Consider the following 19,598-nt stretch of genomic DNA (forward strand, 5'->3'; position numbering starts at 1 on the left):
AACGTGATAGTCTATATGTACATAATACATATGGGCTATTACATCAATGCGATCAGACAAGCGATCAAAAGAAGCGTTAAACTCAAGCGCACATCTCTCATACATTGATGTGTTTGTCCCGTCCGAGGTCTCACTAGAGAGCGAAGGCAGCAAGCAGGTTGGTCACTTCTCGCCGTTTCGTTACCACGACCTCTCCATCCAATTGTCACCCATTGAAGACGGGGTCGTCCGCAAGTTCCCAATTATCCTGCGCGGTGACAGAGAGCCATGGGATCTGGGCAATCTGTATCTGATACGCAAATTTACAGAGATGGCCAAGGTTGAGCCGCCGAGTGTTTCAACTATTCAGTCTATCGCTAAGCACCTAACGATGTATTTGCGCTGGATCGAGCACCAGCAGTCTGAAGGTCGTGCCATGCATGAACTGTTCCTTCCAAAAGAAGCGGAGCAGCGCTGCACCTGGTCGTACTACCGCTACCTCAGAAAATTGTTGCGCATGGGGCAGGACTCTCCAATCTCAGTAGGTGTTGCAAAAGCACGAATGCAAGCGGTGGTCGGTTTCTATCGCGGCCTTTCTCTTTATAAATTAGTGGCGGAAACAGCCCTAGAAAACCCGCCTTATGAAGGCAAACTAGTCGGTATCCCCGTTGTGAATTCTTCGGGCGTTCAGTTCATGAAAGCGGTAGAGACAACGAACTTTGCCTTTCGTGTTTCCAGACGTGATCAAATCGGCACCCTCAAAGACGGCGGTAATTTAAGACCGTTGAGCGAAGAGGATCAGACGCTCATTTTGGAGTATCTGGCGAAATCGGATAATCGAGTCTTTCAGTTGATGTGTCTTGTTGCGCTCTACACAGGTGCGCGTATACAGACGGTATGCACACTGCGCATGCGTGACATTGACAGTTTGATGGAGCAGCGCTCTCGTAACGGCGAGGTACTACTCAATATCGGCGAGGGCACAGGCGTCGATACTAAGAATCAGAAGAAATACCGCCTGCATGTGCCTATCCAGTTACGCGATATGCTGCGTGATTACATGGAGTCAGACGAACATCAGGAGCGCAGAGCCATTAGCTTCTACGGCGACTCACGCGACAACTATTTGTTTCTCGCGAGGAACGGGTCGCCTTTCTATACGAGCCTAAAGGAGCAATCTGATCGTCAGGACAGCAAGTACAGCCAGCGAATAACTGCCAAAGACCGTGTGACGTTCACTGTTCAGGAGGGCAATGCGGTAAGGAACTACCTAGGTCGTCTGATCCGTGATATCCGCCGCGATCATCCTGTCTTTAACGCGTTTAGATTCCATGATTTCCGTGCCACATACGGAATGAACTTCGTAAGGGATGCGGATACGTCGGGCGTGAAGGACGTGCGTCACGAACTCAAAGCGCGCATGGGTCACTCGAATTTCGAGACAACGCAAGCCTACCTCAAATTCGATGAGGAGAACGAGTCTGTAAAAGAGGCCATCGCTTATCACCATGACCGCATCAACAGCCGTCTAAAGGATTTTAACTAATGATATCTAATCCCGCTGTGTACACGCTGCCTGATTTGCAAACACTCCCATTAGGTGAATTCGATGTGGCTCCAGAATTCACGCCTGATACTTTGGTAATTGATCAGAAGACTAGAGGTTCAACTCGTTACGCACGCCCTTACCGCGTCTGTTATCTCGACCGTCGTAACCTTGATGCAACGGTGTCCAGTACAAAAGAGCTTCAGAAGGTCAATCTGCTGAGCCTGTGCTCACAGCGCACTACGTTGATGGCCAAGGTGTGCAAAGCGCTGCTTGAAGGTCACTCGAATATGCCTAGCTTCATTCATATTGAGAAAGCTCTCACTTGGATTGATACGAAAGGTCGTAGTCACGATCTATCTGAGCAAGAGGCGGCACGACAGCTCTACATTGACTACACCGAGCACCTTCGATATCGATTGCGTCTATCGAACGTTGGGCAAATGAAAACAGAGGCCGAGGGTTCTATATGCTATCCGACCGCTAGCATTTACCAGAGAGCGTTGCGCTATCTGTGCGCGTTAGCGCTGAGTACTGATAATGCTGTTGTGGAAGGATGGGCAATTAAGATCCCTCAGAAAAAACAATCTGACAAGGAAGTGCCTGCGCCCGCCTCGACTTCGGACGATCACAACTTAGCCCATGCGATGCATGCGCGAATCTTTGACGGTCTGGCCGACGCGATAGTAAACCAAACTGCACCGCCAGTTGTGATTGAGCTACAGGATCTGGGGTTTGATGACCTGATTTACTACTCGCAGGCGGCCAACAACCACAACGGTTGGACAAACAATGGGCGTACCGACTGGATGCCCTATTTCTACCGTCGCGAGGGGGTGTTCGAGGGAACGTCAAAAGATTTCAATGCGCTGTTGGTGCAGCATAGCATTGAGCCTATTGGTACCAAGAACTTTAAACGTAAGCAGGATGAGAATCGCCAGTTTAGTGAAGGGCAACTGATTAGAATAGCCAACGAAGCGGCTCGGCATTTTGGTTATCTTTTGCTGGCGGAGGCAGGCAACAATGCCGCGCACCTCGCCAGTGTGGATTGTAGTCAGATACGTTTAAACAAAGCACTTGGGCTTGCCCAAATGCGTGCAATCAAGGGCCGTGCAGGGTACGAAAATCAAAGCCAATATGTCGATGTTCGTTTTGCTCAAACAACCTGGAAAAAATATCTTAGGTTGCGCCAATGGATGAGTGCGAAACTAGCGCATCCACCCAAACGGGGCGTTTTCCTTATACCTAATAGAAAAAATTTGGAGCCCTACCGATTTTTGAAGCACTCCGAGATGTCCGCGCTTGCGCTGTGGCCAGAAGGTGCGCCTACAAAGGCAACACGTGCATCTCGCAAGCATCGGACGGTTAATCTGAAGAAGGCCTCGGGAAACAACGTTGCATTGGTCTCCGCGCTTCAATCCGCAACCCCTCAAACCATCGAATCCCACTACGCCTATGAAAGCTGCCTAGAAGCGGCCAAAGCAATGAGTGAATATTTTAAACTGCAAGCGGAGTCAGCACAGCATCGCTATAACGGTGTGGCACCTGTGCGAGTCATTGATGGTGGCAAGACAATCAGCTCAGGCATCTGTGATGAGAATGAACTGAGCGGCCCCAAAGCGATTGACGGCGTTGTAGATCCTAGCTTGCAGCCGCGTTGCGGTGCGCCCGTCACCTGCATCTTCTGCATTCACTTTGGCCTGCACGCTGACGACACGGATCTAATACAGCTACTCACAATGAAACGTTGGATTGAAGTGCAGAGCCGACAGTTCTCAAGCTCAATTGATGAATACTTCGTTAAGTTTGCGCCCTATCAGAATCGTATTGATCAAATTTTGGCGGATGTTCATGACTACAGTGACGGTTTTTCACAGCGCCTGAAAGATGCAAGAGCGCGGTTTGAGCGAGGTGAGCAAGATCATTACTGGGGTTCAAAAATCAACGCGTTGCTCGATATACAGGAGGTTTAAGATGGATTTCGACTTCCGCTGTATCGACGAAAAACTTGACTACAGTCCCGATAGCACTGGAGAGATAAAGAGCACGGGAATTGATCCTGAATTCGTAATCGCTCGCAATACCGAAAGAAAGGTGATAAGCCGATTCAAGGATGACTCATGGGATTACACCCCTTACGGGGCGTTGAGCAAGATTTGGTTTGATTCGTGGTGGAGTAGCGAGAAAGGTCCGATGGATGGGCTGGCCCGCACACTCACGGATGAGATTAAAAGCCTTCACTGGCTTAGTGGCTTCGAGACGACGAGCAATGCGGGTCGCTCGCGGGGATTGGCTTACCTAGCAGGCATAATACAACCGTTGCGCGCAATCGCCAAAATGTGCCATCTACTTGGAATTTCGTTGGCCGAGGCTGAGCACAGTCCTCATTTTCAAGTGGGTTTGCGCACATCCATCGCAAATGCGCGTGAGGGTTTCAAAGATTCAATACGATTGGATGGTTTACTGAAAGACCTGAATTACTGGCAGGGCGTTGAAAAAATCACCTGCAATGTTCCGCGTATCGTACCGGAAGCGGATCTTTCCGATGTTCTCGCGCTATGCAAAAAATCGCATAACCGTAAGCTTGAACGCAGAGACCCAACGCCATTAGTGCCGACCCGCTTATTCGGTAAGTTGATTGGTGGTGCTTTGGCACAGATGGAGGCGGCCCAGCCGTATTTGCCGCGTCTAGAGGCGCTTATTCAGGCCGTGTACGCCGACCCGTTGCTCTGGGTGTGCGATAGTCATTCGTATATGGTAGGCCTTAAGCGGGTGAAGAGGGTTTATCCAGACAAAGTCTTTCCTGCTTGGAGCAAACGCGCTAATGAGCCAACGAGCCCCGAAGGTGTGCTTGCGCGGTTTGGGCTGACGGACTATGCCGAACAACACATGCAGTTTGAAGATTTTAGAGATATCGAGGAGCATATCAGCCACCTGCAAGGACTCTGTGTACTGCTCATTCACGCGTTTACCGGGATGCGTACAAGCGAGGTGCGGGTTATGCCCCACGAGCCCGTTGTGCATGGGTTTGCAAAAGGGTTTGGGGACTTGCCAGTGGTGGTGTCGCACTTGAAGAAATTCACGGACAAGGGCAACTATAGCAAACCGTTGGTATGGGCGACTGCAGAGCAGGGTCTATACGCTGTTAAAATCGCTCAACAGATTGCCCGTTTGAATTGGTTTCGCAACCGTCCAGCGGATGCGCCGCTTCCCAGTAATCTGCCGTTGTTTATTGCACCGCGCATCAACCGAATCGACAACAGAGGCCACTATCCAATCCCAATAGCCACACGGATTTCAGAAACAAGCAATTGGCGCTCTCTTGCGGCTTCCTTGGAGTTGGTGATTGAGGATGAAGACATGGAGGAGTTGGCCGTGTTTGATGCGTTTCGGGGCTGGGACGAGAAGCCTGAATTTGCTGTCGGCAAACTGTGGCCGCTTGCGTCGCACCAGTTACGTCGCTCCGTAGCGGTCTACGCCAGCCGCTCGGGTATGGTGTCGCTCCCCACGCTGAAAACCCACTTCAAACACCTCTCTGAGGTCATGACTGCCGTGTACGCTGAGGGGTGTTCCTTTGCTGAGAACTTCTTGATGGATGGGGAGGGTAAGCCGATTGACGACGGCTCGGTGCTTTTCAACTTCAGAGAGTCGGTCGCATTCAACGTGAGTGTACGGTTTCATGAGCAAGTGATTGAGTCTCAAACCCCACTCTATGGCCCTCGGGGCGCAGAGTTCCAGCGTGCAAAAGAGTCGGGTGCTCTACCTAAGATGTTTGAGAGTCGTGAAGAGACTCAGAAAGCCGTCAAACAAGGGAAATTAGCCTACAAAGAGACCCCTGTGGGCGGGTGCGCGCTGAAGGGCAGTTGCCCGCATTTCGCGGTGGATGTGGTACTTCCCTGTACCTCGAACTGTAAAGACGCGATCCTCATGCCCGAGAAGCTTGAGGTGTACGTCGACAGTCTACGGTATGACATGGAGGCGCATTCGCCGAATAGTCGCCCCTATAAACTCATTGCCGCCGAGATTGATTACGTCACAAAAACCTACTTAGAACCCGAGGAGATGGACGCATGACTATGAGTGCAACGGTGAAGGAGTACTTCGCTGCGCTTGAGCGCCTCAAGCAGAACAAGCCGCAAGTTATCGAGAAAGGCAGTCCGATTAACAAGGACACAGTAGCTATGGAGGCAGGTCGTAAAAGGGGTTCGATCCGTAATCGACCTGGTTTTGAGTTGCTCCTCGAAGCGATTGAGCAGGCAGGCGCACAGCCGCGCCCTGAGGCTAAAAAGCGCGTCGCAGTGAACCCTAAGCAAACAGCCGAGATCGAATTACTGAAGCGTGACCTCGATGTGGCACGGAGTCGCTACATGTCATTGCTGTACCTCAATGCTGAGATGGCAAAAACCATACGCAGGCTCGGCGGTGATGTGCCGCGATTTGGTGGCGTGACGGACATCAGCATCGACCCTAAAAGTACCGATGTACCGTTCTGACGGATGTGGTGCCCATCAGGCCGAAGGCATAGCCCACACTCGGACTTTTTCAGAACGGTTACAGTCGGTGGGCGTTGCCCGCCACAGGCGGCTCCGGTAATTTTTAAACATATGAGTCCGTGAGGGCACTGCCCTCACCTGCTGTTTAACCTTGCGGTGCCACGGCCGAAGTAACGAAGTTATAGACCGATTTTTGCGGTTGTATCTTCGCGCCGTAATTATCTGGTTCACCGTCTCAGAACGGCACTTAGGCGTCATTTGAGCACTAAGCGTATCCGGGCCGATTAAGTCCGTTTGATGTACTTATGTAGCGAGCCGCGCGTCACCGCTGCTTGAATATTGCTGATCAAATCTTCTTTCAGATAGGGCTTACCGATAACAGAGTCGAAACCCGCTGCAAGATATTGTTCAATATCCTCTTTCATAACATTGGCAGTACATGCGATAACGGGTTTGTCGTAGTTCGCGGCCTTCAAAGCACTCAACGCCCCCAGACCATCCTTCACCGGCATCTGGATATCCATAAACACTAGATCGAACTCTTCATTCAACGCTTTCTCCACCCCGATCTCACCGTTTACGGCTTCAATGATCTCAAACGGATAGGTTTTGAGAAGCGCATTAAAAATAAGGCGGTTAGTCGTCACATCTTCGACTAAGAGAATACGTGCCGGTTTTATTTCGGTGATAGTCTCACCCTGCTCCTGGTCGGCGGTAGGCTGCTGGGTGGCAGGTAGTGTGAGTTTCACAGTGAATCGTGTTCCCTCGCCAAGCTTAGAATCCACAGAGATCGAACCATTCATCAACTCGACCAGTCGTTTGGTGATCGCCAGACCAAGCCCCGTGCCTGCTCGCTCAGTCGTACGACTCGCCTCGGCCTGCTCAAATGCTTCGAACACACTCTCGAGCTTGTCAGCAGGAATACCTACCCCGGTATCTTCGATGACGATGATAACTTCACTGTTTTGGTTACCAATGTCTACCGACAGAGAGACTGTGCCCTTGTCAGTGAATTTAACCGCGTTGGATAAAATGTTTCGCAATATCTGGCTTAAGCGCGTCGTATCGATCAAACGGTTTCCCTGACGCGCATGAGCGGAGCAGTGAGTCTCCAACTTAATGCACTTTTTACGAGCCTGAGCGGCCAGTTCGGACGATACCATACCTACCGTGTCGCACAGACGAGCGGGCTCCGGATAGAGGCTCACCTTGCCTTCGTTGATTTTAGAGATATCCAGAATATCGTTAATAATCCCCAGCACCGAGTGATAGCTCTGCATTGCAACATTGGTGTAACGAACCACAGTCTCTCGGTCTTCAGGGTGCGCCCCGACCACCTGAAGTGAGCCAAATATCCCATTGAGCGGTGTGCGAATTTCATGTGACATGTTGGCCAAAAAGTCAGACTTAGCGGCATTTGCACGCTCTGCAATTAGTTTTGCCTGCTGCAGCTGATCACGAGTTTCGATTAATTCTTGATACATTTTATCGCGCTCGACTGCACTAAACAGTGCCCAATACAGCTCCCCATGTCTTAATCGTACATTAGCAAGGATCGGCAAGCGCGCGCCACCGCGGCCAAGCAGCATCAATTGCAACTCAGTGTGCTCACCCTCATCCAGCAGTTTCGGGTATACATAGCTATCCAAAAAGATCAGTGAGGCTTTAGTGAGAAGTTTATCCAGACCGAGGCCAACCACCTGCTCAATCTCATACCCGAGTATCGACGCGACGTAATCATTAGCATATGAAAGTCGTCTGTCCTCAAGGCCACTCACCATTAGCCCACCGGGAAACCGATCATCCACTATTCAGCCTTTAAAAAGTTATAAATTTCATGGGACACTTCTACTGGATGTGTCATGTGTAGGCAGTGACCGTTTGCCTCCAAGAGAACGAGCTTGGAGTTAGGTATGTTTTTATGCACGTATTCACCAATTTGCTGACTCGCCAGTGCATCGTTAGCACTCTGCAGTATCAGACTGGGAATTGGGCACTTTCGTAAGTCCTCTCTGTGGTCAGAGAAGAAAGTAGCTAGCGCAAAGGGCTTGAGGTAAGTCGGGTCAGTTGAGCAAAAACTGTCGGTGAGTTCAGTAACCATCGCTTCACCGTTCGTCGCCCCCATTACCACCGGGGCTAGGTAGTTAGCCCAACCAACATGGTTCTTATCCATAAGGTTAATTAACTCTTCGAGATCAGCACGCTCAAAACCACCCTCATAGTGCGGCGGGAAATTGAGAAAACATGGCGAAGGGCAGACCAGTACAAGACTACTGAAAAGCTCAGGCCGCTTTATGGAGGCCAGCATGCCAATGATTGCACTGACAGAGTGCCCCACAAAACAGACCTCTTTAAGATCAAGCGCATCACAGATCTCAATTACATCCTCAGCATAGCCGTGTAGATCTGAGTAGCGCGTGGAGTCGAACTGCGTCACATCGGACCTGCCACAGCCCGTGTAATCAAACAGTACCAAGCGTGCGTCGTTCTTTATATGTGGTTCCAGAAACCTCCACATAGTCTGATCACAGCCAAATCCATGAGCAAGTAAGAACGTTCGCGAGCCCTCCCCAGATACATTGACGTTATTACGCTCCAAAACTGAATGGGCAATTGAGATGTTCATGATAACTATGTCCTTTTATATCAAGCAGAGAACCACTGATGCCATGATGCCATGATGCCATGATTTTCAAAAGCGTATATAAAACAGTTAAAGACGGTAAACCGTAATTTAATAACGGTTGAATCATTGAAGGGGTTTCAGACATCTTTCTGGTCTTTGAGTTGCTGGCGAGCATGCTCATAAACTCTCTTGAATAGTGAACCTGCCAAACCACTTAAACCAGCTCTGCTCACTATTCCACATCCTTTGACAGTAACAGAAACTGCGGCATTTAGGGAATATTCTTATATCAATTTAGACTAATGATAATTGGCTGAAATGTCGCGTAAGGATCGTATTTACCAATATCAACACATCCAAATCATCCGTCGCTATTGCAATGGCGCCGGATGGGTCAAAGCGTATTCAATGCTGTCTCGCAACTCGTCTTCCGATGCTGTCTTGTCCAAAACACCTCGAATCCCACGTGTAATCAATACTGACAGGGTACCTTGATCAATCTCTGAACTGTAAGCGAGAACAGGAATATTTCGAGTACCCGGCAGGCTTTTCAGAAGCTCCAGCACCTCGGACCCGTCCACATGTGGCATACGTACATCCAGCAGAATCAATGAGGGCTGAAGCCTCAGCGCCTGCGCGAGTGCCTCATTGGGATCGGTACAACTGTGGAGGTGAAAGTCGGAGCCCAGCATCTGATGCAGTGCAGCGTGCGCGAGCGGATCGTCATCGATGTATAAAATCGATCCCTTAGTCATTTGCGGGCTCCGTATTTAAGCGAGTCAGTTCGTCGAGTAACTTCTCAATTGTAATCGGTTTGGCAATGACACCACTGGCGCCAACCGCGAGCAAACGATCCGTCTCTGCCCCTACTACCGCTGCGGTTACGCCAATAATTGGGCCAGCGTAGCCCTCTGCTCTGAGAGCCGATGTAAAGCCATATCCGTCCAACTGCGGCATCATAAGATCCGTCAATACAAGATCAAATGCACCGTCTGACTCTTTAAACGCATCTAACGCACTTTGCCCGTTTTCATGGCATTCGATCGTTGCTCCCTGCTTGATCAATGCTTTTTCGGTTAGCATGCGCAACATCCTGTCATCTTCTGCAAATAGCACTCGGTAGCCTGAAAGATTTATACTTGCCTGTGCCTGTGCCTGTGCCTGTGCCTCATCGTCGAGCGGCTTCAGCGGGAACGCAACACTAAAACATGCGCCCCCAAGCTTCTCACTGTCGCGGTATGTCAACACGCCGCCCAGCTGACCGGTTAACTCTTCAGCGATGAACAACCCAAGACCTGTACCATCTTTCTGCGTATCGCCTCGACTGAATGCTGTGAAAAGGCGCTCAACCTGATCAGCAGGAATGCCTTTCCCGTTATCCTCAATGATGAGGGTTGCTCTATCACTGCCATCCTCACCCTGTGTACAAGTCAAACTCACTGAAACCTCAGATCCCTCTGAATGTATCACCGCGTTCTTCGTCAGATTAGTCACTAACTGGCGAAGCGCTTGTTCACGGATTGAGTACAGTGAGCCGCTGGCTGTATGAGAAAATTTTACCGTTACCTGGTTATCCGATGCTAAGTGCGAAATCGCACTCAGCGCCCGCTCAATAACCGCCTCGGGTTTAGCGATGCTCTCCTGAGATACCCGAGCGCGTTCGGGCATAACCACTGTGCGAAGATCCTCCAACACAGCTAACAAGTTACGAGATATTTCGCGGACGGTTGTCAGCTTCTCGGGGGCACTGAGATCATGATCATCCGCAATCATCGCCATCGATGCCACGGGCGTGCGCAGCTCATGTCCGATAACAGAAAAGAGCTCCTTTTGACGCTCCGAATTCTCTCGCAGCTCCTCTGCTGTCTGCATCAGCTCTGTCACGTCTTGGCGCAAAACTAAGCGTTTAAGTAGAGCCCCTCTCTTATAGGTCCTACCCGTGTATATATGCGACCAGTGTGGCCTGCTCTCGCCGGGATAACGTACCGCATAGGTCATCTCAGCTTCATCTTGAGCGAGTGTTTGGCGTAATTGATTCGCATCAGCTTGAGACGGAATCATACTCGCTAGGGCATCGCCTATTCGAATCACGGTACCGACAGGCATCGCGGGATGTTTACCCTCAATCAGGGTCGCATCTCCAGAATCAATATCCAGTTCAAACAAGGTGATGTCTGCGCTTTGCAGAATGAGTGAAAGTTGAGCGCTCTTAGCATTCAGTTTCTCATATGCGCCTACCGTGAGTTTATTAAGCAGTGTAGAGCGTGCCACTACGATAGCCGTCGCCACGGACATTGCGACCACCACGCTAAGTGCTAGATTCACCTGCAACGGATCCAATCCGCTGGGAAGTACTTCCGTTTGAAGAGTAAGCAACTCTATAGCCGCAAATGAGAACCCCATCGCAGCATACGCGCGCATGGGCAGTAGTAGCGCAATTGCCATCAACCATACGGCGACATCGATAAAGTCGTATAGAAGGGGCTTCCCAAAGATGTGACTGATGACTTCAAACACCACAAAACCCACGAAGAGCTTGGTCAAAAACGAAAGGTTGTTCGGAGTGGAATCGTAGTTGCAGACCGAAATGAGGACCGGAAAGACAAAAAGATAGCTAGTCAGTTGAGAACCTACCCAGGCTCCGGCACCGTGTAGCACCGGGGCGCCGTAGCGCTGCTGAAACTAGACCGAGATGATCAGTGCTGCGGTGACCAGTATGACTGCAAGCTTCAGTGACACCTGTGCGACTTTACGGGCGAACCGCCCACCGTCTTGTAGTGAGCACCCTTTATTGATCACCGAGAGAAAAAGGCATGATGCCAGAAAAATCTCAGCAGAATTAACCGCTGTCATAGCAACCGCGTCAGGCAGTGCGCTACCGGATAGCAGGTTCGACGCCAGTAAGGCCAGCACAGATACTAGGAATACTTTTGAATCTGGTAAGGCGGAGTGGCGGCTATAAGCCTCCAACGACAGCCACAAGACAGCAACGGCATTCGTTACCCATAGCCATGAAAACGAGAGCTCCGCATCAAAATAGAATTCAACCGAAAGCAGCGACAGCACCAGAACAGCAAGTGGTAATAACCACTTAAATCGCGCTGCGCGAAGTACCAATTGATCATTTGTGTGCATGCAGAAATCCCTATTCTGTCGCATCGAGTCCATGATGACCCGAATATTAAATCGCAAAAAACGTCGCAAAATGCGACGCGTAACGCAAAAACAAACTATCCACCTCTAGAATTTTCTTAAAAATTCAACGAAACAGAAGGTTCAAATCCTAATAAGACGAAAAGCAATTATCAGGCCAGAATTAAACCCCAGTCCCGACCCGTCCTACATTTAACGGACGGGACCAGAAATTTTTAGCCGTCTTATCATCGGAGATAACACTGAAGGTATGGGTTGATTGCTGCTGCGCTCTGTCGAAAGCAGAACGCATGGAAGCTCTAGAAACTCTCCAGTTTTAGATCAAAGTCCGCCTCAAATAGATGCTAAGAAATGTCTCAGATGGGTCGTTTACGGCCAAAGTGAGCTAGTCAGGATCTGCAGATAGGCTCAATTCAAAGTAGGTATTCGCAACGAGATCTCGTAGCATAGCTGTTACTGAATACAGCATGCAGAGAGTCACGATGTCAGAGCATCCCTACAGCGCTTTAACGCCCGAAAGAATACTTGATGCTGTCGATGCTATTGGTTATCGGTGTGATGGAAGGCTAGCGGCTCTGAACTCATTTGAAAATCGGGTTTTTCAGCTCGGCATCGAAGACGCGTCACCGATCATTTCAAAATTCTACAGGCCGTCTCGGTGGTCTCCTGCACAGATAGCAGAAGAGCATGCGTTTTGCGCGGAATTAGCAGCGTCAGAATGGCCACTGGTGGCTCCGCTGGCAATATCAACAGGAGAGACAGCCCACCAAGATGGTGAGTTTACCTTTGCTCTGTTTGAGCGGTTTGGGGGGCACGCCCCGGAACTGGACAACCTTGACACAATTGAAGTGCTCGGACGTTCACTAGGTCGGCTTCACGCCATTGGTGCTCAACGCCCCTTTAGTCATCGTCCCAGCATTAATATCGAGAGTTATGGAGTTGAGAGCCGTAAGTTCCTGCTCAGTCACGACTTCATCCCCAGCACCTTGCGAGAGGCCTATGAAACGCTTACTCGGGATCTCCTTGAGTTAATTGAACAACGCTTTAATGAGTGCCCTTACACACCGATACGGATACATGCTGACTGCCACCCCGGCAACATTCTTTGGCGTGATGATCGTGCGGTGTTTGTTGATTTTGATGACTGCCGTATGGGCCCAGCCGTTCAGGATCTATGGATGCTCCTCAGTGGTGACAGAGTCGATCAGATGGATCAGCTTGATGTCCTCTTGGAGGGCTATGAAATGTTTCATGAGTTTGATGACGCTCAACTATCGCTTATCGAGCCACTGCGTACCCTGCGTATGATGCATTACGCGGCTTGGATAGCTCGCCGTTGGAATGATCCCGCCTTCCCGCCAGCGTTTCCTTGGTTTAATACAGAGCGCTATTGGGCAGAGCACGTTCTTGAGTTGCGTGAGCAGTTTGCCAACATGCAGGAGAGGCCCCTGTCGAGACGTAGTGGAAACTACTAAAGAGACTCCAAAATTTGTGCATATGGACACAAAATTTATGTACACGATTAAGCAGTTTTGTACATACTTTGGTCAAATTTTCATGTGTACACATCGCTTTGTGACAACGTCCTACACCCCTCGTATTTACTGGCTTAAAACTGATATACATAAAAACAACCATTAAGAGTGCAAACAAAACCGCGTCTATCAAGTTGGCATTGATCAAGCGGAGCCTTTAATTACTAAGTTCTACCGCCCGAACCGATGGAGTGATGCGCAAATCCAAGAGGAGCATGACTTCTGTTTTGAGTTGGCTGATGCCGATATCTCCGTCGTTGCACCCTTGAAAAATAGCGAAGGGGATAGTCTGCTCAACTTTGATCAATTCCGTTTCACCCTCTTTCCGCGACGTGGAGGACGGGCTCCCGAACTGGATGATCCTGAACATCTCTATCAACTGGGTGTTGCACTAGGCCAAATCCATGCTGTGGGTGCAGCTAAGTCGTTTGCAGAGCGGCCCACATTAGATGTCGACAGCTACGGTTGGCAGAGTCGTGCCCTGTTAGTGTCGGAACATATTCCTGAGAGTCTTCGTGCGGCCTATGAGTCGATCTCACAAGAGGTACTCGAGAGGGTTGAGCAGCGTTTCGCCGACTATTCAGACCTGCAAACCATTCGCGTGCATGGCGATTGTCACAGTGGCAATGTGCTTTGGCGTGATGATCGACCGCACTTCGTCGATTTCGATGACGCGCGTATGGCCCCTGCTATTCAGGATATCTGGATGCTTTTGACGGGCGAGCGCCATCAGATGGAGATGCAGCTCGGTGAAGTCATAGCCGGTTACGAAGAGTTCTTTGAGTTCAATCCCCGCGAGCTCAACTTAGTAGAGCCACTTAGAACACTAAGAATGATGAACCACGCCGCTTGGATCGCAAAACGTTGGGATGACCCCGCCTTCCCCAAAGCCTTCCCATGGTTTAACACAGAGCGCTATTGGGGTGAGCATCTGCTCGACCTTAAAGTACAGCTTTCAGCTCTCGATGAGCCGGTGCTGAAACTGCTTTAAATTTTACGAGCTCTTGCTGGCTTACCTTTAAGAGGGCGCTGGCGCAGGATCTCTACAGCACGATCAGCCAGTGTTCTTGGCACGGCTACGTAGCTGTTGAAGTCCTGAACGGTAATGTTTCCGATCTGATCGCCCTTGATCTCTTTAGTAGCTGTGAGCGCTCCGACAATATCCCCTGGGCGAATTTTATTCTTTCGGCCCATTGAAATTGCAATGGTACGCAGGTTCGATTGCAGTTTAATCACATTGTTAATCTGCGGGCGAGGCATTGGCTTCGCTTCCAGTGACAAGCCTGCTGCTGCATTGATCTTCTCTAAACGGAATCCATCTTTCGCACCAACCAAGGAGATGGCTTGGCCCTTACGTCCGGCACGGCCCGTTCGGCCACAGCGGTGTGTGTAGACAGCTGAATCACCGGGCAGGCTAGCATTGAGCACCAGATCAACCGAGTCGATATCCAAACCACGTGCTGCGACATCAGTGGCGATCAAGAATCTTAACGTGCCGTTACTAAAGCGAATCAGTACCTGGTCACGATCACGCTGTTCCATGTCACCATGCAACACACCCGCTTTTAGACCGTAGGAGCGTAGCTCCTGTCCTAACTGGTTACAGCTCTCTTTGGTATTACAGAAGATGATGGCGGATTCTGGCATTACGGACGTCAGTACCGCCAAAGCGCCTTGCCCCATTTGAGTCCGATCACACTGGTAGGCACGATGTTTAATCGTGCTGATATCGGGATCTTTGGCAGCGATGCGCACCTCTTTAGGGTTGCGCTGATACTCTTTACTCAGTGCTTGAATGTTCTCAGGGTAGGTAGCCGAAAACAGAAGTGTCTGGCGATCTTTCGGCATTTGACCAAGGATACGATCTAGGTCATCTTGGAAGCCCATATCGAGCATACGATCTGCTTCATCAAACACCAGTGTTGTGACTCGTGATAGATCAAGAGTGCGTTTGCGCAGGTGATCAACGATTCGGCCCGGTGTGCCGACGATGATGTGTGCTCCGTGCTCGAGTGAGCCGATCTGCGGGCCGATAGGTTGGCCACCGCAGAGCGATAAAATCTTGATATTACCCGGGTGACGCGCGAGTTTGCGAAGCTCATCGGCGACCTGGCCGGCCAATTCGCGTGTTGGGCATAGCACTAACGCCTGAATGCAGAAACGTTTAGGCTCTAAGCGCTCCACCAGTGGCAGACCAAAGGCCAATGTCTTACCGCTGCCGGTGGCCGCTTGTGCAAGCAGATCGGTACCCTCAAGGCTGTAAGGCAGACTTTCAGCTTGGATCTCGGTCATCGACTCGTAGCCGATCGAAGCCAAATTGTTTAACTGGCCTTCAGAAAGAGGGAGGGATTTGAACGATTTAGATTTGCTCACGGGTATGCCTTCAACTTGATAGTGCGCGAAGTATACCAGAGCTGATATCAACTAGCGCCAATCTATTCCAAGCTGGCTAGCGACCTCTTCAAGGGTGTGATTAATCTCAGCATCGATCTTGAGATCTAGCATCTCATCGGCACGAGTCACCCCTTGCGTCAGCGCCGCTTGTGGAATCTGATGTTGCTGCGCATGGCGATTAAAGCGGAATCCAGAGAAAACCTGCAGCGACGTACCAATACAGAGCAGGGCATCTGATCGCTCCAGTGCATTAATCGCACTAAATACGGTCTCTTTCGGGACGTTATCACCGAAATAGACAACGCGCGCCTTCATTACGCCGCCACAATCAGGGCAGTTGGGAACCTTGAAGTGGCTAAAATCGGCTTCAAAATCAGCATCACCATCGGGCCTTGGCGCTGAGTGCGGGGCATTAAAGTCTGGGTTTTCACGCCGACACCACTGATGCATCTCATCACGGGTAATTTCATAGTCACAATCAATGCAGGCCACGATGTCTGCACGGCCATGCAGGTCGACAACGTTCTGGCTCCCCGCCTTTTGATGCAAACGGTCGACGTTTTGTGTCACCAGTAATTCAATACGGTTTCGCTTTTCAAGCGCGGCTAATATTTTATGTGCGTTACTGGGTTGGGCATCACGCATGGTATGCCAACCCGCTAAGCTACGTCCCCAATAGCGTTGACGCACCGCCAACTGAGTAATGAATTGACCATGCTGTACCGGAGGCGGTGATTGCCAGTTACCCTTAGCGTCTCGATAAGCGGGTATCCCTGAGCCGGTACTGATGCCGGCACCCGTTAATACTAACAGTCTAGGGTGACGCTCTATAAAGTCGGCCAGCTGTTGGCTCTGAGGGTTAAATCTTGTCATTAATTGCTCTCTAAAAGCTTGCTTATTCCTCGATTTAGGAATGAAATGCATCTCTTATCTTTTTGAGTTCATACCTATGATGCCTGCTCAGCCCCTGACCGAATTGCAATCCTATGCCGATGAAGAGGTTCTATTTGAACAGATCGCGAACAACCTTCAAAGCCAAGGCTATGCGATCTGCCCCGCGTCACTGCCGGTAGAGCTCGGACAAGATATCTGCGAACAGTTATACGGCCTGGATGAAACTGAGTTCACTGTTGCGGGTATTGGCCGTCAAAATCAACACATGCAGAATGAATTTGTGCGCACAGATCGTATCTGTTGGTTTACCGGCGAAACCCCCATAGGCGCCCGTTGGTTGGCCTGGGCGAATCGTTTACAAAGTTATTTGAATCGTCGTCTATTTTTAGGCCTATTTTCGTTTGAGAGCCATTTGGCACACTACTCTGCCGGTGACTTTTATAAGCGCCACTACGATGCGTTCCGAGATCAGCGTAACAGAGTGCTGTCGATGGTCGTCTACCTAAACCCAAACTGGGGACCAGAGGATGGTGGCGAGCTGGTGCTTTATCAAAACGATGCCGACACCGAAGGACTTAAAGTCACACCGCTGATGGGTACGGTTGTTCTGTTTTTAAGTGAAGAGTTCCCTCACGAAGTGCTCCCCGCAAACCGAGATCGTTACTCCATAGCTGGCTGGTACCGAGTAAATGGATCAACCTTAGATCGTGTCGATCCGCCAAGATAAAAAAACGGGCCATGGTGGCCCGTTTTTTTTGCAGTGCTGTCTATTAGCGAGCAGCTTTCAGCTCTAGACGACGTGCGTGTAGTGCTGGCTCTGTGTAGCCGTTTGGCTGTTTGCAGCCATCGATAACTAGGTCACACGCCGCTTTGAATGCGATGTTGTTGTCGATGTCGTCACACAGTGGTGTGTAAGTTGGATCGTTCGCATTTTGGCGATCTACAACAGCGGCCATACGCTTTAGAGTCTCCATCGCTTGTGCTTCTGTGCAGATGCCATGACGGATCCAGTTAGCGATGTGCTGTGATGAGATACGCAGCGTTGCGCGGTCTTCCATTAGACCAACATCATTGATGTCTGGTACTTTCGAACAACCGATACCTGAATCAACCCAACGAACAACGTAGCCAAGGATACCCTGTGCGTTGTTATCCAGCTCTGCCTGGATCTCTTCAGCACTCCACTGTGGGTTGCGCTCTACAGGGATGGTTAGGATATCGTCTAGAGAAGCGCGCTCACGCTTCGCCAACTCTTCCTGGCGGCCGAACACATCAACCTTGTGGTAGTGAAGGGCGTGTAGTGTAGCGCCTGTTGGTGAAGGAACCCATGCAGTGTTTGCACCAGACATCGGGTGACCGATCTTCTGATCCAGCATGTTGGCCATCTGATCTGGCATCGCCCACATGCCCTTACCGATCTGTGCTTTGCCGCTTAGACCGCATGCAAGACCGATATCCACGTTCCAATTTTCGTAAGCCGCAATCCAAGAAGCTGCTTTCATATCGCCTTTGCGAATCATTGGGCCTGCTTCCATCGAGGTGTGGATCTCGTCGCCGGTGCGATCAAGGAAACCTGTGTTGATAAACACAACACGTGAGCTCGCTGCACGGATACACTCTTTCAAGTTGATCGTTGTGCGACGCTCTTCGTCCATGATGCCGACTTTGATTGTGTTCTCTTCAAGTCCCAGAGCCTGCTCAACACGGCCCATAAGCTCGTTTGTGAAAGCAACCTCTTCAGGACCATGCATCTTCGGTTTAACGATGTAGATAGATCCAGTCACAGTGTTGTTGAACTTACCGTTGTGCTTCACGTCGTGGATAGAGATGGTTGAAGTGATCATGCCATCCATGATGCCTTCAGGCACTTCGTTGCCATCTTTATCGATGATTGCGTTGTTGGTCATTAGGTGGCCAACGTTACGAACGAACATCAAAGATCGACCTTTAAGTGCCATTGGCTGACCATCTTTGCTGGTGTATTCACGATCGCCGTTTACAGTACGAGTGAATGATTGACCACCTTTTTCGATCGTTTCGCTCAGTGTGCCTTTGATAAGACCTAACCAGTTGCGGTAAACCAGAGTTTTATCTTCGGCATCAACTGCTGCAACAGAGTCTTCACAGTCCATGATGGTCGTTAGAGCCGACTCCATCACAATGTCTTTAACGCCAGCTTTGTCCTCTGAACCGATCTGGTGAGAAGCGTCGATCTGGATTTCAAAATGCAAACCGTTGTTGATCAGTAGGATGGATTCTGGTGCTGCTGTATCACCTTTGTAGCCGACAAACTGCTCAGGGTTTGCCAGTGCAACGGCGTTGCCATCAATGGTGGCAACCAGTGCGCCATCCACAATGGTGTAAGCGGTCACATCAGCATGTGAGCCTGAAGCAAGGGGTGCCGATTCATTTAGGAAGTCTCGACCAAAAGCGATGACTTTTGCACCACGTGCTGGGTTGTAAGCTTTCGTAATCTCTGCACCGCCATCAGTCGAGATCGCATCCGTACCGTACAGTGCATCGTAAAGGCTGCCCCAACGTGCGTTAGCTGCGTTCAATGCAAAACGAGCATTCATAACAGGAACCACGAGCTGTGGGCCGGCCATGGTCGCCATTTCAGGATCGACGTTAGAGGTTGTAATCTTAAAATCAGGACCCTCTTCAACCAGGTAACCGATCTCTTTTAGGAAGGCCTTGTATTCAGCAAAGTCGTAACCGCCTTGATGTGCGCGGTACCACTCATCCATCTGCTCTTGGATCTGGTCACGCTTAGCGAGTAATTCGCGGTTACGAGGCGCTAAGTCATGAATAATTGATGCAAATGAGCTCCAAAAAGCATCAGTGCTGACGCCTGTGCCTGGAAGGACTTCTTCGTTAACGAAGGTGTAGAGTTCTGTTGCGACCTGTAGGCCATTTACTTCGGTACGTTGAATCATAATTACTCCTGAGTTTCGCGTTGGCCGGCTCTGTGTCGCCGA

At 50.2% G+C, this 19,598-nt stretch carries 14 protein-coding genes and 1 pseudogene; 7 read left to right on the forward strand and 8 right to left on the reverse strand.

The genetic code is table 11. From position 1 onward, the window contains the following. Positions 1 to 46: 46 nt before the first annotated feature. The 4 genes from XMM312_RS07375 to XMM312_RS07390 all read left to right on the forward strand — a co-directional run bounded on the left by XMM312_RS07375 (position 47) and on the right by XMM312_RS07390 (position 6,018). Entirely contained in the window at positions 47 to 1,525 is a 1,479-nt protein-coding gene (locus XMM312_RS07375) for a site-specific integrase (protein WP_173488991.1), read from the forward strand. Next, positions 1,525 to 3,498 carry a hypothetical protein gene (locus tag XMM312_RS07380; RefSeq protein WP_173488992.1) on the forward strand — a complete coding sequence of 658 codons (1,974 nt, stop codon included), beginning with the start codon at positions 1,525 to 1,527 and terminating at the stop codon, positions 3,496 to 3,498. The genes XMM312_RS07375 and XMM312_RS07380 overlap by 1 nt, the downstream gene beginning before the upstream one ends. 364 nt (positions 3,499 to 3,862) lie before the next feature. Beyond that, positions 3,863 to 5,599: a hypothetical protein gene (locus XMM312_RS07385; protein WP_173488993.1), complete on the forward strand. Its 1,737-nt coding sequence runs from the start codon at positions 3,863 to 3,865 to the stop codon at positions 5,597 to 5,599. After that, positions 5,596 to 6,018: a hypothetical protein gene (locus XMM312_RS07390; RefSeq protein WP_173488994.1), complete on the forward strand. Its 423-nt coding sequence runs from the start codon at positions 5,596 to 5,598 to the stop codon at positions 6,016 to 6,018. The genes XMM312_RS07385 and XMM312_RS07390 overlap by 4 nt, the downstream gene beginning before the upstream one ends. A gap of 284 nt (positions 6,019 to 6,302) precedes the next feature. On the opposite strand, the gene XMM312_RS07395 is transcribed toward XMM312_RS07390, so the two are convergent. The 5 genes from XMM312_RS07395 to XMM312_RS07415 all read right to left on the reverse strand — a co-directional run bounded on the left by XMM312_RS07395 (position 6,303) and on the right by XMM312_RS07415 (position 11,779). Continuing rightward, positions 6,303 to 7,826 (reverse strand): PAS domain-containing hybrid sensor histidine kinase/response regulator, encoded by a 1,524-nt coding sequence (locus tag XMM312_RS07395; protein ID WP_173488995.1) that lies wholly within the window; start codon positions 7,824 to 7,826, stop codon positions 6,303 to 6,305. Beyond that, positions 7,826 to 8,644, reverse strand: coding sequence for an alpha/beta fold hydrolase (locus tag XMM312_RS07400; protein ID WP_217363893.1), 819 nt, complete (start codon positions 8,642 to 8,644; stop codon positions 7,826 to 7,828). Before XMM312_RS07400 ends, XMM312_RS07395 begins: the two co-directional genes overlap by 1 nt. Positions 8,645 to 9,015: 371 nt before the next feature. Further along, the gene (locus XMM312_RS07405; protein WP_173488996.1) at positions 9,016 to 9,399 is read right to left on the reverse strand and encodes a two-component system response regulator; all 384 of its coding nucleotides are present in this window, start codon (positions 9,397 to 9,399) and stop codon (positions 9,016 to 9,018) included. Continuing rightward, a complete protein-coding gene (locus XMM312_RS11690) occupies positions 9,392 to 11,302 on the reverse strand; it encodes a hybrid sensor histidine kinase/response regulator (RefSeq protein WP_173488997.1) in 1,911 nt (636 codons plus the stop codon). The genes XMM312_RS07405 and XMM312_RS11690 overlap by 8 nt, the downstream gene beginning before the upstream one ends. 24 nt (positions 11,303 to 11,326) lie before the next feature. Continuing rightward, positions 11,327 to 11,779, reverse strand: a complete 453-nt coding sequence (locus XMM312_RS07415) for a hypothetical protein (protein WP_173488998.1) — start codon at positions 11,777 to 11,779, stop codon at positions 11,327 to 11,329. A 500-nt stretch (positions 11,780 to 12,279) separates the two neighbouring features. Here XMM312_RS07415 and XMM312_RS07420 point away from each other — a divergent pair, with 500 nt between their 5' ends. Together XMM312_RS07420 and XMM312_RS07425 are read left to right on the forward strand one after the other, a co-directional pair. Continuing rightward, the gene (locus tag XMM312_RS07420; protein WP_173488999.1) at positions 12,280 to 13,272 is read left to right on the forward strand and encodes a serine/threonine protein kinase; all 993 of its coding nucleotides are present in this window, start codon (positions 12,280 to 12,282) and stop codon (positions 13,270 to 13,272) included. Between the two features lie 187 nt (positions 13,273 to 13,459). Then, positions 13,460 to 14,323 (forward strand): annotated as a pseudogene (locus XMM312_RS07425) (serine/threonine protein kinase); the annotation flags it as partial. Here the strand turns inward: XMM312_RS07425 and dbpA are convergent. Both dbpA and XMM312_RS07435 read right to left on the reverse strand, forming a co-directional pair. After that, positions 14,320 to 15,705 carry an ATP-dependent RNA helicase DbpA gene (gene dbpA / locus XMM312_RS07430; protein WP_173484424.1) on the reverse strand — a complete coding sequence of 462 codons (1,386 nt, stop codon included), beginning with the start codon at positions 15,703 to 15,705 and terminating at the stop codon, positions 14,320 to 14,322. The pseudogene XMM312_RS07425 and the gene dbpA overlap by 4 nt on opposite strands. A 51-nt stretch (positions 15,706 to 15,756) precedes the next feature. Next, complete coding sequence (locus XMM312_RS07435) at positions 15,757 to 16,599, reverse strand: NAD-dependent protein deacetylase (protein WP_173482786.1); 843 nt, start codon at positions 16,597 to 16,599, stop codon at positions 15,757 to 15,759. Positions 16,600 to 16,675: 76 nt separating this feature from the next. Between XMM312_RS07435 and XMM312_RS07440 the strand changes: the two genes are divergently transcribed. Continuing rightward, a complete protein-coding gene (locus XMM312_RS07440) occupies positions 16,676 to 17,347 on the forward strand; it encodes a 2OG-Fe(II) oxygenase (protein ID WP_217361966.1) in 672 nt (223 codons plus the stop codon). A 43-nt stretch (positions 17,348 to 17,390) separates the two neighbouring features. On the opposite strand, the gene XMM312_RS07445 is transcribed toward XMM312_RS07440, so the two are convergent. Continuing rightward, positions 17,391 to 19,556, reverse strand: coding sequence for a malate synthase G (locus XMM312_RS07445; protein WP_173482785.1), 2,166 nt, complete (start codon positions 19,554 to 19,556; stop codon positions 17,391 to 17,393). Between the last annotated feature and the right edge of the window lie 42 nt (positions 19,557 to 19,598).

It is taken from the genome of Marinobacterium sp. xm-m-312, assembly GCF_013283295.1.
Lineage (GTDB): Bacteria > Pseudomonadota > Gammaproteobacteria > Pseudomonadales > Balneatricaceae > Marinobacterium_E.